At 29.3% G+C, this 14642-nt stretch carries 9 protein-coding genes; all 9 read left to right on the forward strand.

Annotation, left to right across the window (positions count from 1 at the left end; translation table 11 throughout):
* Positions 1–82 precede the first annotated feature (82 nt).
* Positions 83–2512: a tripartite tricarboxylate transporter TctB family protein gene (locus tag DY168_RS04975; protein WP_115640758.1), complete on the forward strand. Its 2430-nt coding sequence runs from the start codon at positions 83–85 to the stop codon at positions 2510–2512.
* Positions 2512–3438 carry an ABC transporter ATP-binding protein gene (locus DY168_RS04980; protein WP_115640759.1) on the forward strand — a complete coding sequence of 309 codons (927 nt, stop codon included), beginning with the start codon at positions 2512–2514 and terminating at the stop codon, positions 3436–3438. Before DY168_RS04975 ends, DY168_RS04980 begins: the two co-directional genes overlap by 1 nt.
* Before the next feature lie 11 nt (positions 3439–3449).
* Positions 3450–4331, forward strand: a complete 882-nt coding sequence (locus DY168_RS04985; protein WP_115640760.1) for an ABC transporter permease — start codon at positions 3450–3452, stop codon at positions 4329–4331.
* The gene (locus tag DY168_RS04990) at positions 4328–5905 is read left to right on the forward strand and encodes a hypothetical protein (protein WP_115640761.1); all 1578 of its coding nucleotides are present in this window, start codon (positions 4328–4330) and stop codon (positions 5903–5905) included. Before DY168_RS04985 ends, DY168_RS04990 begins: the two co-directional genes overlap by 4 nt.
* A 14-nt stretch (positions 5906–5919) precedes the next feature.
* Positions 5920–6903: an AAA family ATPase gene (locus tag DY168_RS04995; RefSeq protein ID WP_115640762.1), complete on the forward strand. Its 984-nt coding sequence runs from the start codon at positions 5920–5922 to the stop codon at positions 6901–6903.
* Between the two features lie 3 nt (positions 6904–6906).
* Positions 6907–7788 carry a DUF58 domain-containing protein gene (locus tag DY168_RS05000; RefSeq protein ID WP_115640763.1) on the forward strand — a complete coding sequence of 294 codons (882 nt, stop codon included), beginning with the start codon at positions 6907–6909 and terminating at the stop codon, positions 7786–7788.
* A 10-nt stretch (positions 7789–7798) separates the two neighbouring features.
* On the forward strand, positions 7799–9598 hold the full coding sequence (locus DY168_RS05005; protein ID WP_115640764.1) for a vWA domain-containing protein: 1800 nt from the start codon (positions 7799–7801) through the stop codon (positions 9596–9598).
* An 80-nt stretch (positions 9599–9678) separates the two neighbouring features.
* Complete coding sequence (locus DY168_RS05010; protein ID WP_115640765.1) at positions 9679–12495, forward strand: VWA domain-containing protein; 2817 nt, start codon at positions 9679–9681, stop codon at positions 12493–12495.
* Positions 12496–12821: 326 nt separating this feature from the next.
* A complete protein-coding gene (locus tag DY168_RS05015; RefSeq protein ID WP_115640766.1) occupies positions 12822–14474 on the forward strand; it encodes a glutamine--tRNA ligase/YqeY domain fusion protein in 1653 nt (550 codons plus the stop codon).
* The last annotated feature ends 168 nt before the right edge of the window (positions 14475–14642 follow it).

The raw sequence follows: 14642 nt of genomic DNA on the forward strand, positions 1-14642 counted from the left end.
TTTTGTTAACTAAAATTAACTTTTAAAAGTTTGTATATGGTAAGATATTTTTATAACTAGTAAAAGGGAGGAATAATATATAATGAAGTATAGAGGAAATAAAAAGGTAATATTGTTTATATGTGCTTTTATATTTTTACTAATGTGTGCAGGTAATGGGAAAGATGTTAGTGCAGAACCTATAGATGAAGATGTAGAAATTACAGTAGAATATGGATTTGATGGAAGGTATAAAATAGGTAATAACATTCCTATTTTTATTGAAGTGAAAAATAGAAATAAGGACATTGAAGGAGAACTACAAATAAAGTTCCCTACTACTCGAAATCAGTATAATATATATAGTCAAGAAATTAATCTTCCAAAAGAATCTAAGAAAAACTTTATTATAGCCATACCTTTTATGGATATTTCTAATGAAATTGAAGTTCTAATAGAACAAAACAATAAGCCGTTAGCGGGTACAAAAGTTAGAATTGAGAATGGAAGACTATTACAAAATCAAAAGCTTGTAGGTGTACTTTCAGAGGATTTTAGTAGTCTTAGCTATTTTAATAATATTAAAATACAAGGTAATGATTTAAACAAGGGTTTAAGCAACTCAAATATTATAGAATTAGATACAGTTGCTGTTAAATTAACTAAAGATAATATTGGAGAAAATTATAAATCTTTAGATGCTTTAGACATATTAGTAATAGATAATTTTGATACATCAGTACTTTCTAGAAATCAATATGGAGCTATTAAAGAGTGGGTAGAGTCTGGAAAAGTACTTGTTATAGGTACAGGATCAAATTATTCAAAAACTCTATCTTTGTTTAAAGATGGCTTTATAAATGCAGAGATAGTGGGTACAGAAACTAAAACATTAAACTCTTTAAATAAATATATAGATGATGATTCAACAGGAACTTTAAATGGAGAAGTTTTAAATATAAATATTAAAGATAGTGAAGTTCTTTTGAAAGAAGGCAATACACCTATAGTATCTAAGTTAAGTAAAAAAGATGGAGTTATAATACTTTCTGGCATTGATTTAGGTATTGAACCTTTTATAGGTTGGCGTTCAAGGGACGTATTTATATCTAAATTAATATCTTCAAATATGCCAAATGTATTAAAGGAAGTAGGAAACGAAGGAAGACAAAATAATTATAATCTAAACAATATATTAAATACTGTACCTAAAGAAAAGCTGCCTAATATAAGAAATATATCTATACTTTTTGTAGTTTATATAATGATTATAGGGCCACTAGGTTATTTTGTATTAAAAAAGTTTAATAAGAGAGATTATATATGGGTTACAGTTCCACTAATGGCCTTAGCTTTTAGCTTGTTTATATATGTAATAGGATCCACTACAAGAATAAATAAACCCTTCTCTAATTTATTTTCTATTACTATAATGGAAGATAAAGATGATATAGATACAAAGGTATATAGTTCAATTATAAGTCCTAGCAAAAATAATTTATATGTAGAGGAACCCGAAGGTGTAGATTTAGAATTCATAAATGATCCTAATGAATATAATAGAAATACTGGATTAAAGGAAGAAAACAAAAAACTAAACTTGAAGGTAATTTATGATGGGAATAAAACCTATTTTGAATTTCAAGATATGAAGCCTTTTAAACTTAATTCTTTTAATTTTAATAAAAAAGATGTAGCTTTGAATGAATTAAAGTCAAACTTAAAGTTTAAAGAGGGTAAACTTCAGGGGGAAATAGTAAACACTTTAGATACGGATTTAGAGAGTTTATATATAATAAGCCCTTTTAGTATTTATGAATTAGGTGATTTAAAAAAAGGTGATACTCTAGATGTAAAAAATGTAATAAAAGAATATAAAAATATAAACGATTTAACAAGATCTTTTCACATGAATCCTAATGCTACAAATAATGATAGAAACAAGATATCACAACTAGAAATACTTTTTGAAAGGATGAATATATATGGGCAAAATGAAAATGATCAAAATACATATATAATTGGATCTTCAAAAGATATGATAAAAGATAAAATAAAAGTTAATGGTAATGAGGTTGTGACATATCAAAACAATATTATAGCTTTTAAGTCAAATATAAGCTTTATAGAAGATGGAATTGTAGAATACCCTTATGGACTTTTAAAACCTTCTTTAGATAATAAGTTAGGTCAGGGTGACTATGATGAAGGGCGAGGTGCAATTTATGGAAATATGAGTCTTAATCTAACTTATAAAATCAAGGAAGATATAAATATTGATATTATAAGATTTAAAAATACAGAGTCTTTGGATTATAGCAGTAGTTTCAATGGTAACTTTTATATATTAAATATAGATGAAGATAAATATGAGAAGATGGATATTAGTGGAGCTGATATTAATATAGATAATTCATCTAGGTATGTAAAAAACGGACAAATTAAAGTAAGATTAGAAAACAGTGAAAATAAAAATAATGATGGTAGACCTTCCTCTGTGCCATTAATGAGTATAAAAGGAGGGATGAAATAATGTTAGAGATTAAAGAACTTAAAAAGTCCTATGGTAAATTTATAGCCCTAGACGGGGTAAGCTTAAGTATTAAAAAAGGTGAAATATTCGGGTTTGTAGGTCCTAATGGTGCAGGTAAAACTACCACTATGAAAATTGTAGCAGGACTTTTAGAAGCAGACTTTGGTGAGGTTTATGTAGATGGTATAGATGGTATACGTGAAAACAAAAGGCTTAAAGAAAAGATAGGATATATGCCGGATTTTTTTGGAGTTTACGAGAACTTGAAAACTATAGAATACTTAGAGTTTTATGCTTCTATTTATGGCGTAATAGGTAAAGAGGCAAAAAGGTTATCTATGGATTTATTAGAGATAGTTAATTTAAAGGATAAGGCAGATTTTTATGTGGATGGTTTATCAAGAGGTATGAAACAAAGACTTTGTCTTGCGAGAAGTCTTGTGCATAATCCAGAACTTTTAATATTAGATGAGCCCGCATCTGGAATGGATCCTAGAGCAAGATATGAAATGAAGTCAATTTTAAAAAACCTAAGAGATATGGGTAAGACCATACTAATAAGTTCACATATATTACCAGAGCTTGCAGAGCTTTGTACTAATATAGGTATAATAGAGGACGGTAAAATGGTGGTTACATCTACTGTAGATGAGATAATGATGAAAATGAATTATGCTCATCCAATAAAGATAAGGCTACTAGATAAAGTAGAAGATGGAGTAAAACTTTTAAAAGAACTACCCTACCTAAGTAATTTAATTGTGGATAATAAGAATATTACAGTTGGATTTGGTGGTAAAGAGCAAGAAATGGTAGAGGTTCTTAAAATTTTGATAAACAATGATATTCCGGTGGTATCATTTGCTAAAGAAAGTGGTAATCTTGAAGATATATTTATGAAGATTACAGAAAAACAACATAAATAGGAGGTGCTATTATGAAAATAAATATAAACCCAGTTCTTAGAAAAGAAGCAAAAACTACTGCGAGGACATGGAGAATAGGAGTGCTAATTGCTATTTATGTAGGTGTGTTAGCCTCCGTTGCAGTAATTACCTTTGGAACATTTTTAAAAAACATGGCTTATGGTGGATCAAGATATGAGGAATTACCAACTATTTATATGGCTATTGAAAGTTTACAATTAGTTTTAATATTATTTATTGTGCCTTCTTTATCCGCATCAGCAATTTCAGGTGAAAGAGAAAGGCAGACTTTAGACATATTGCTCTCAACAAAGATGTCTCCATTATCTATAGTAACAGGAAAGCTTATGGCATCGTTAAGTAAGGTTGTATTACTTATCATCTCTACTATACCCGTATTTTCGCTGGTGTTTTTATTTGGTGGAGTGAGTGTTATGCATATATTTCAGATTACAATATTTTATTTAGTAACAGCTTTGTATGTAGGAAGTATTGCAATTTTGATATCAACCTTTTTTAAAAGTTCTAGGGTATCAAATGTTGTGGTTTACGCTGTGGGACTTTTCTTAACATTAGGTACACTATTTATAACATTTATATATTTTCAATATATAAATTTAAAGTATGTATCTACAGGACAATCAACAGTACAAAACTTTTCCGCACCATTTTATTTATATCTTAATCCTTTATGGGGATATATTTCACTTGTGTCTAATCAACTAGGTAGTGGGGCGGCAATCCCTAGAGCAAGGACAGTTAGTCAATATGCAAATACTTGGGTAATAAACTGTATAGTTCAAGTTACAATATCTGTAATATTGATTTTTTTATCAGCATGGAAGTTAAATCCTATAAAAAGATATAATAAGAAAAGAATTAGTAAGATATGAACATCTTAGATTTAAAGATAATAAACTTTTTTAAGAAGGCTTCAAGAAGGCTTAAGTTAAACTTATTTTTAAATGACTTTGTTATAGGACTTATAATAACATTAATAGTTTCTAGTATACCATCCATAATGTCTTTAATTGTTCCTATATATAAAATTAAAATTATTTATATATCTGTTTTGTTAATAGGTATATGTATAAGCTTTATATATTCTATGGTAAGGCTCCCAAATAAGGAAAAGCAGGCACTTATAATAGATAGTAAAGGCTTAGATGAAAGACTATCTACTGCCTTAGAAAGTATAGGAAAAGAAAAAGGAGTTTATAGTCTTCAAAAAGAAGATACTGCAAGATTTATAGAGTCTTTTAATATAAAGGAGAAGATCCCTATAATAATAGAAAAGAAAAAGGTCATAATGGTAATATCTTTAGTAGTAATATCTTTTCTTGGAATGTTTATAAAAACTGAGGCTAAAACATTAGCAAAGGAAATAGAAACAACCAAAAAGTTTGAGAAAGAAACTTTAAATAAAATAGAAGAACAGAAAAAGATTATACAAAAGATAGATAAACTTAACGAAGATGAAAAGAAAAAGATAATAGAAGTTTTAGAAAAGACAGAAAAAGAAATAACAACAACAAAAACAGAAAAAGATATAGAAAAAGCTTTAGAAAGATTAGATAAAAGGCTTGAAAAAGAAGCTAAAGATCCTAATATTAGTAAGGAAAAACAGGATATGCTTAAGAGTATCCAAAAGGATATAAATCCAAAAGGCGAAGAACAGAGAAAAGATAAGGCTAATAAAGATTTAAATAAATTAGTAGATAAGTTTTCAGAAAATGAGTTTATGGAGGAACTTTCAAAACAGTTAGCTGCTAAGAATAAAGAGGGTATAGATAAGGCTTTAAAAGATATTGAAAACAATGTATCATCCTTAGAAGATTTAGAAAAAAGTCAAATATCTAGGTCTCTTAAAGAGGCTTCCTTGAAGATTGATAATGAGGATTTAAAGGAAGCTTTAAGAGATATATCAAAGGATGTTAAAGAGGGAAATATAAGTGATGAAAGCAAAAAGAAAACTAGTGAAGCTTTAAAGTCTTTGGTGGATGAAACAGAAGGAACAGCTTCAAAGATTCATAATAAGGGTGAAAAGAAGGAACAAAGTGGTGAAGGCAAGGAAAAAGGTCAGGGTAAAAATAGTGATGAAGGGCAAGAAGAAGGTAAGAGTAATGGGGAAGGTCAAGGTAGTGAAAAGGGAAAAGGTGAAGGAGTTAATAAGGGAAGCAAGAATGGTATAAATAAAACGGATATTAGTACTCCTTTAAATAAAGAAGAGGTATTTATTCCAAATCGAAGTGAAGGAAATGATGAAAATCTTACAGGAAAAGAAAATAACAATTCTTCATCACAAACATTAGATTTAGATAAAGGTATAGGAAAAAGAGGAGAATCTATAAATTATGATAAAGTAATAGGAGATTATACTAAAGAGGCCTATGATAGCGTCAATAATCTAACAATACCGGAAGCGTTAAAAGATATAATAAAAAGCTATTTTGAAGGTCTACAATAATATGGGGTGAAATAATGGAATTGAATAAAGAGGATATAGATAAGGTAATAGATAAGATAAAGGCTTGTGAGGATGAAATATCCAAAGGTATAATTGGACAAAAGGATATAATAAGGCAAGTTATAATAGGTATTTTAAGTGAGGGAAATATATTGCTTGAGGGGGTTCCAGGGCTTGGTAAAACTGAACTTGTAAAGGTGCTATCTAAGGTATTAGATCTTTCATTTTCAAGAATACAATTTACTCCAGATTTAATGCCTTCTGATGTGGTAGGGACTAACATGATAGTTAAAGAAAATGATACAAATGAATTTAGATTTGAAAAGGGGCCAATATTTGCGAACTTAGTTTTGGCAGATGAAATAAATAGGGCAACACCTAAAACTCAGTCAGCATTATTAGAAGCTATGCAAGAAAAGACTGTGACTGTAGGTAAAAGTACTTATAAGTTATCAGAACCATTTATGGTTTTAGCTACTCAAAATCCCATTGAAATGGAAGGCACCTATCCTCTCCCAGAAGCGCAACTAGATAGGTTTTTGTTTAAGGTATTTGTGGAGTTTCCTTCTTTAGAAGAATTAAAGAAGATAATGGATATAACTATTACAAACAAAAGGGTGGAGATTAACTCAATATTAAGTGCAGAAGATATCCTTAGTATAAGAGAGATTACAAAGGAAATACCTATATCTGATGCAGTTTCTGAATATGCCTTAAAACTGATTTTAGCAACTCACCCAGAATTAAAGGAGTCTCCAGAGGTTACTAAAAAGTATATTAGTATAGGATCAAGCCCTAGAGGAGCTCAAGCTATATTTAAAGCTGCCAAAGTTAGGGCTATGATGGAAGGAAGATTTAATGTATCCTTTGAAGATATAAAGATAGTTGCATATCCATCCTTAAGACATAGGATATTTCTTAACTTTGAAGGACTTTCTGAAGGTATTAATCCAGATGATATTATAAAAAAGATACTAGAAGAAATAAAGGTAGTATAGAATATGGACTATGATTTATTTGATAAGGACTTCTTTAAAAGATTACAAAATATAAATATAAACCTAAATATAAGATTAAACCTTGGTAATAAGGGAGGAAGAAAATCAAATTCAAAAGGTACATCCCTAGAGTTCTCTGATTTTAGAGAGTACACACCAGGAGATGACATAAGACGTGTAGATTGGAATGCCTATGCTAGATCTGAAAAGTTATTTATAAAGTTATTTATGGAAGAGAGAGAAGCCGAATTTAACTTTTTTATAGATAGTAGTAAGTCCATGGATTTTGGTGAGCATAAAAAGTCTCATGAAGCCATTAAGATAACAGGAGCGCTTTCATATATAATACTAAATAATCTTGATAGAGTTTGTGTAAATTTAATAAGTAGTCAAGGATTAAGAAATATAAAATCTGGAGCAGGTAAACCTTTATTACAAGACTTATTAAAGGAACTTTCAAAGATAGAATTTATAGGCACTAATAGTATACATTCATCTATAAAGAATTTTAGACCAAAAAGAAAAGGTGTATCTATTTTAATGTCTGATTTTTTTCAAAGAGAATCCCTAGAAGAATCTGTAAAGTATTTAGTGAATAAAAAACAAAAGGTAATTTTAATCCATGTATTATCAAAAGAAGAGCTTCACCCTACGTTAAATGGAAATTTAAACTTATTAGATTCTGAAAGTAATGAAAGTGTTAGAGTAAACTTAAATTCTTCAATATTAAATATATATGAAAGAGAGCTATTAACATTTAAAGAAGGTATTAATAGCATGGCATCTAAGTATGGTGCTACTTATGTACCTATAAGTTCTGAAGATTCTATTGAAAAGATAGTATTTAAAGATTTAACAGTTCAAGGACTAATAAATAAAAGATAGGGGTGAGAGTATGAAATTTGTAAATTCATGGCCACTTATATTTTTGACTTTTATCCCTTTGCTTATATTTTTATATCTTTTGAAACAAAAGTCACAAGAACATATTATACCAAGTACGTTTTTATGGAAAGAAGTATATAAGAATGTTGAAGTATCTACTCCTTTTGAAAGATTAAGATATAATATAATGCTTTTACTACAACTTTTAACTATACTCTTTTTGACTTTTGCATTAACAGACCCATTTTTATCTATGATGGGTAGGGAGTATAAAAGCATAATAATAGTAATGGATAGCACGGGTAGTATGACTGCAACCTACGATGATGTTACAAGAATTGAAGAGGCGAAAAGGCGTGCTGAAGAGTATATAGATTCTATAAATACAGACGCAGAAGTTACAATAATAAATGCATCAGAAAAGCCTTCTATAGAGCTTTCTAGTTCTAAAGATAAAAGTTTAGCAAAAGATAAGCTAAAATCTATAAAGATAAAGTCTGTAAGCGGTAATATAGAAGACAGCTTATCTATTATAAGAGCTCTAACCAAGGAAAACGAAAGCTATGAAGCTATATTTTTCACTGATAAAGCTTTGGACATAGAAGATATAAATGGGAAAGTAATTGATTTAACACAAGCGTCAAGTAATGCATCATTAGATTTTCTTTCTTATAGTGAAAATAAAGAAGAACTTAAGGTATTAGTTAAAGTAACTAATAGAGGAAGTTATGAATACACTTCTGATGTAGATTTATATGGAGATGAGAAACTTTTAGATATAAAACCTATAACTTTAAATCCTAAAGAAAGTAAAAATGTTCTCTTTGATAAAATATCCTTTAAAGGAGATATACTTAAAGCAGAACTTACAGAAGAAGATAGCATAAAAGAAGATAATTTTATATTTGAAAAGGTATTGAATGAAGATAAGAAAAAGGTTCTTCTTGTTACAGAAAAAAATATATTTTTAGAAAAGGCCTTACAAACAATACCTAGCATAGATATTTACAAGACAAATGAAGAAGAAAATATAAATAAAGAAGATAAATATGACCTTTATATATTTGACAATATAACACCTATAAACATTCCAAAGGACGGAAATATACTCCTTATAAATCCTGAAAGTAATTCTATATTTAATGTTAAAGAAGAGCTTCAGGGAGGGGATGGGATGGTAACTAAAAGTAGCCTTAGTAAGTATACTGAAGGGTTAAAATTTGCTGTTAAAAGTTATAAGAAAATAGAAAAACCAAATTGGGCTGAAGAATTTTTGAGGGTAGAAGAAGACAGCCTAGGATTCATAGGCAATTATAATGGAAAGGTTGTAGGGGTTTTAGGATTTGACCTTCATAACTCAGATTTGACACTTAAAGCTGAATTCCCTATATTAATTCATAATGTAGTAGGAAGACTTTTAGATAATGGGATGTTAGATAAATATAGCTTTAAATCTGGAGAAGAGGTTCAGATAAATGCTAGAGTAGATGGTGAAGCAGTTAAGATCACAAATCCTAAAGGTAAAGAGGAGATTATAGACTTAAGGTTTCCTTTAAAGCCATATAGAGGAACAGATATTATAGGAATTTATGAGGTAGCTCAAAAGATAGATGAGGAAACTATAAAAACATCATTTACAGTAAACTTTCCAACAGATAGTGAGTCAAACATTGAACAAGAAAACAAATCAATAGATAATTTAAAAGAAAATAAATCTACAAAAGGTGGATTAAACCTTAGGATATATTTAATAATACTCGCTTTAATAATTATTTTCATTGAGTGGATTTTATATTTAAAGGGATATTAGGAAAAAGCAAAAATTAGATATAAAAAGATAGAAGGGAGAGTATGGTTAAGTTTTAATGCTTTCTTAGCCAATAGAAATTAGTGAACTTAGAGATAATAAGACCTATATTTTTACTCCTCATACCCGTTTTTATAGCAATTGTTATTTACACATTTAAAGATTTAAAAACATTTAGAAAAAAGAATACATTAACAGCCGTTTCTAGAATAATAATATTTACACTATTATGCTTAGCTCTTTCCGGAATAACCATTAAATTAAACATAAAAGATACCTCAACCTTGTTTTTATTTGACGTTTCAGAATCAAATAAAGAATTTCAAGAGGAAGGCGAAAAGTTTATAAAGGAATCTATTGAAGGTATGCCTAAAAAGAATAAGGCAGCAGTTATGGTTTTTGGAGATGGAACAATTTTAGAGAAGTTTTTTTCGAATGGAAATGCATTTAACGGTATTTCAGATGTGCCACTATCCACATCTACCTCTACAAATATAGAAGATGCTATTACAAAAGCTTTATTAACTTTTCCAGAGGAAAGTGCTAAAAGGCTAGTAATTATAACAGATGGTGAAGAAAATAAAGGGAGTTTACTTAAAACAGCTGCATCACTAGAGACCCAAGATGTAGAGGTTAAGGTTTATAAAGTAAATAAAAGTGAAAAGTCTGAAGTATATGTAGATAAGGTAAGCATACCAGAACGTATAAATATAGGTGATGAATTTTCAGTAGTCATAGCTATAGAAAGTAATGTAAAGACTTCAGCTAAGGTTTCTCTATATTCAGATAGAACTAAAAAGGCAGAGCAAAGTGTAGATGTTGAAAAAGGGAAAAACAACTTCATTTTTAAAGATATCCAAGACTCGGGGGGGTTTAAAAGTTATAAAGTAGTAATTGAGCCCACTCTTGACAGTGAAGTAAAGAATAATGAATATATTACATTTACTAACGCAAAAGAAAAGCCAAAAATTTTATTAATTGAAAGTAAGGATGGAGAGGGAAGGGAATTAGAAAATATATTTTCTACGCTTTCTATGAATTACAAGAAGATAAATTCAAAAGAAGCCCCAAGAAGTCTTAAGGAAATGCTAGAGTTTAAATCTATAATTACTGCTAATGCACATATAGATGATATTAATAAGGGATTTGTAGATAATTTAGAGGATTATGTTAAGGAGTATGCAGGATCCTTTATAGCTACAGGGGGAGAAGATTCTTTTGCTTTAGGAGGCTATTTAAATACATCTTTTGAAAAGGTGCTTCCGGTTTACATGGATATGCGGGGTAAAAAGGAAATACCTAAAATGGCATTAGCTCTTGTAATAGATCATTCTGGAAGTATGGGGGGCGGAGAAAACATAACAAAACTTGCATTAGCTAAAGAGGCAGCAGAAAAAGCTGTAGAAACATTAAGACCTATAGATGATATAGGAGTTTTAGCCTTTGATGATTCATTTAACTGGATAGTTCCTATTAAAAGCAGTAAGGATAAAGAGGATATAAAAAGTAAAATAAGAGCTATAGACGTTAATGGTGGAACAAGTATTTATCCAGCACTAAAGGAGGCTTATGATGGATTAAAAAATAACGATGCGAAGATAAAACATATTATACTTCTTACGGATGGACAGGATGGGTTTAAACAATACGATGATGTACTTAGTACTGGTACTGATGAAAAGATAACATTATCTACAGTTTCAGTTGGGTCGGATGCAGATAAAGCTTTACTACAGAGCCTAGCAAGCCTTGGTGGAGGAAGAAGCTATCATACAGACATATATACAGATATTCCACGTATATTTGCAAAAGAGATATTTTTATCATCCAAATCATACTTAAACAATAGGGAGTTTACACCAAAATTAACTAGCCCTCATAATATATTAAACGGAGTTGCAAAGGAGGGGTTTCCAACACTACTTGGATATGTAGGATCCTCCGCAAAAGAAACTTCTAGTATAATACTATCTTCAGATGAAGATGATCCTATACTTACAGCATGGCAGTATGGACTTGGAAGATCTGTTGCGTGGAATTCTGACATGGCTGGAAGATGGGGTAAAAACTTATCTAGTTGGAATAAGACCACTAAGTTATGGGAAAATATACTTAATTGGTCTATTGAAAACTATGCTGATGGAGAAGGAATTATAAGTGTTAATATTACTGGAAAGCAGGCATTTATAGAATATGAAACAAAAAATAAAGGCGAAAGTCAAAAAGTTAATGCTTTAGTAACTAGTGAAAAAGGCGAAAAGGTTGATTTGGATCTAGAAGCTACAAAGCCTGGGAAGTATTCTGGGGTCTTAGAACTTAAAGAAACAGGCTTTTATAGTTTAAATATAAGAGAAGTAGAAGAGGAAAAGGTAATTAATAGTCAAAACACCACTATTGCCATGCAATATTCACCTGAATATAAGTTTTTTAAAGACGAAGGAGCATTAGATAAGTTAGTAGAGGAGACTAAAGGTACTTTTGTAAAGTCTTCTGATGAAATATTTAATTCTAGCTTAGAATCTATATGGAGTAGAATAGATTTAACTAATATACTTTTATCTATGTCACTTGTTTTATTTATCATAGATATAGCCTATAGAAGATTAAATTTAAATACCAAGTTATTGAAAGTAAAAGAAAAGACAGATAAACAATACAAAAAGACAAAAAACAGTTTTAAGAATAAACACAAAGACAATATTAAGGTTAAGTTAGAAAAGGTACCTAATAAAGATTTTGTTAAATCAAATTTGAATACATTAGATAAAACTAAAAATCAAAACAGTAAAAAAGATGTTGATACTAGTAAAGATAATAAAAAACAGAACTTAAGTGAAAAATCTAAAACCTTAGATACTTCTTCTTTACTAAGAAAAAAAGAGGAAAGAAATAAATATTAAAAATAAAAGACTAGGCAATTATATATTAATTACCTAGTCTTTTATGAAATATAGTGATTTACAGATAATAATATTATATACTTTATGTAATCACATTTTAATATAGACTAGATTTTTATTCATAATAACTATATAATAGTTATAGTTAAATTGTTTTAGATAAGGATTAAACTGATATTATATAAGATTTCTATAAGGGATTTAAAATTAAAGTGTAATATGAGATGAGTTTAATTTTTATGATATAGTTATATGTACATAATTTTATTTTATTACTTTATTAGAACTAAAAAGGTAATAAGATACTAAGAAAGGAATGGTCGTAAGTGGAAATTAACAACAGCACTTCAAATTTTATAAAAAATATAGTAAAAGAAGATATAGATTCAGGAAAACATAAAGAAATAATAACTCGTTTTCCACCAGAACCTAACGGATACTTACATATAGGTCATGCAAAGTCAATAGTTTTAAATTTTGAACTTGCAGATGAATTTAAAGGAAAAACGAATTTGAGGTTCGACGATACAAATCCTATTAAAGAGGATACAGAATATGTAGAATCAATAAAAGATGACGTGAAATGGCTTGGATTTAAATGGGATGAACTGTATTTTGCATCTGATTATTTTGAAGATATGTATGATAAAGCTAAGTTGCTTATTAAAAAAGGTAAGGCTTATGTTTGTGACTTAACAGCAGATGATATGAAAGAATACAGGGGAACATTAACTGAACCTGGAAAAGAAAGTCCTTATAGAAATAGATCAGTAGAAGAAAATTTAAATCTTTTTGAGAAGATGAAAGATGGAAATTTCAAGGATGGAGAAAAGGTATTAAGGGCCAAAATAGATATGGACTCTCCAAATATGAATATGAGAGATCCTATAATATATAGAATATCTCATACTAGTCATCACAACACTTTAAATAAATGGTGTATATACCCTATGTATGATTTTGCTCATCCCCTAGAAGATGCTATAGAGGGAATAACTCATTCAATTTGCACCCTAGAATTTGAGGATCATAGACCTCTTTATGACTGGGTAGTAAAAGAATGTGAAATGAAAAGTGTGCCAAGACAAATAGAATTTGCAAGGCTTAACATTACAAACACTGTAATGAGTAAAAGGAAATTGAAATTATTAGTTGATGAAAAAGTTGTAGATGGATGGGATGACCCAAGAATGCCTACAATAGCAGGGCTTAGAAGAAGAGGATATACCTCTCAGGCTATTAGAAACTTTTGTAGAGCAATTGGAGTTGCTAAGGCTAATAGTCTTGTAGACTCTCAAATGTTAGACCATTTCATAAGAGAAGATTTAATGCCAAAGGTCTCAAGAACTATGGCAGTATTAAGACCTTTAAAGCTTGTAATAACAAATTATCCTAAAGATCAAGTAGAAATGCTAGACATAGAAAATAATGGAGATGACCCTAAAGCAGGAATAAGGAAGGTGCCTTTTTCAAGAGAAATCTATATAGAACAAGATGATTTCATGGAAAACCCTCCTAAAAAATATCATAGATTATACTTAGGTAATGAAGTAAGACTTAAGGGTGCTTATTTTGTTAAATGTAATGATGTTATAAAAGATGAAGCGGGAAATGTAACAGAGATACATTGTACCTATGATCTAGACACCAAAAGTGGCAGTGGATTCACAGGTAGAAAGGTAAAAGGAACTATACATTGGGTAGATGCTAACATGGCTAAGAAGGCAGAATTTAGACTATATGAACCTTTGATATTAGACCATGAAGATGGAGATGAAGGAAAGCATTTCTTAGAACAAATAAATCCAAATTCTATGGAGATAGTAGAGGGGTTTGTTGAACCATTTATGAAGTGTGCAAAAACTCAAGATAAATTTCAATTAGTTAGACATGGATACTTTAATGTAGATGAAAGAAGTACTGAAGATAAATTAGTTTTAAATAGAATAGTTTCTTTAAAAAGCTCATTTAAGTTATAGTTTAAAAGTTAATATATGTTTAAAATGCATTCTATAGAGTATAGATTTTAAGAGAATCTACTCTATAGGGTGTATTTATTTAGGCTTAATGAATATTTAAAGGATTCAAAAATGTAAAAATAATCTGTACTTATATAAAATAAAAGTATTGAAAAGGATATCCAAAAT

Source organism: Clostridium putrefaciens (assembly GCF_900461105.1).
GTDB lineage: Bacteria > Bacillota > Clostridia > Clostridiales > Clostridiaceae > Clostridium_L > Clostridium_L putrefaciens.

Coding starts and splice junctions, on each gene's coding strand:
- DY168_RS04990 (WP_115640761.1), top strand. CDS start 4,328: ATGAACATCTTAGATTTAAAGATAATAAACTTTTTTAAGAAGGCTTCA.
- DY168_RS04995 (WP_115640762.1), top strand. CDS start 5,920: ATGGAATTGAATAAAGAGGATATAGATAAGGTAATAGATAAGATAAAG.
- DY168_RS05005 (WP_115640764.1), top strand. CDS start 7,799: ATGAAATTTGTAAATTCATGGCCACTTATATTTTTGACTTTTATCCCT.
- DY168_RS04985 (WP_115640760.1), top strand. CDS start 3,450: ATGAAAATAAATATAAACCCAGTTCTTAGAAAAGAAGCAAAAACTACT.
- DY168_RS04975 (WP_115640758.1), top strand. CDS start 83: ATGAAGTATAGAGGAAATAAAAAGGTAATATTGTTTATATGTGCTTTT.
- DY168_RS05000 (WP_115640763.1), top strand. CDS start 6,907: ATGGACTATGATTTATTTGATAAGGACTTCTTTAAAAGATTACAAAAT.
- DY168_RS04980 (WP_115640759.1), top strand. CDS start 2,512: ATGTTAGAGATTAAAGAACTTAAAAAGTCCTATGGTAAATTTATAGCC.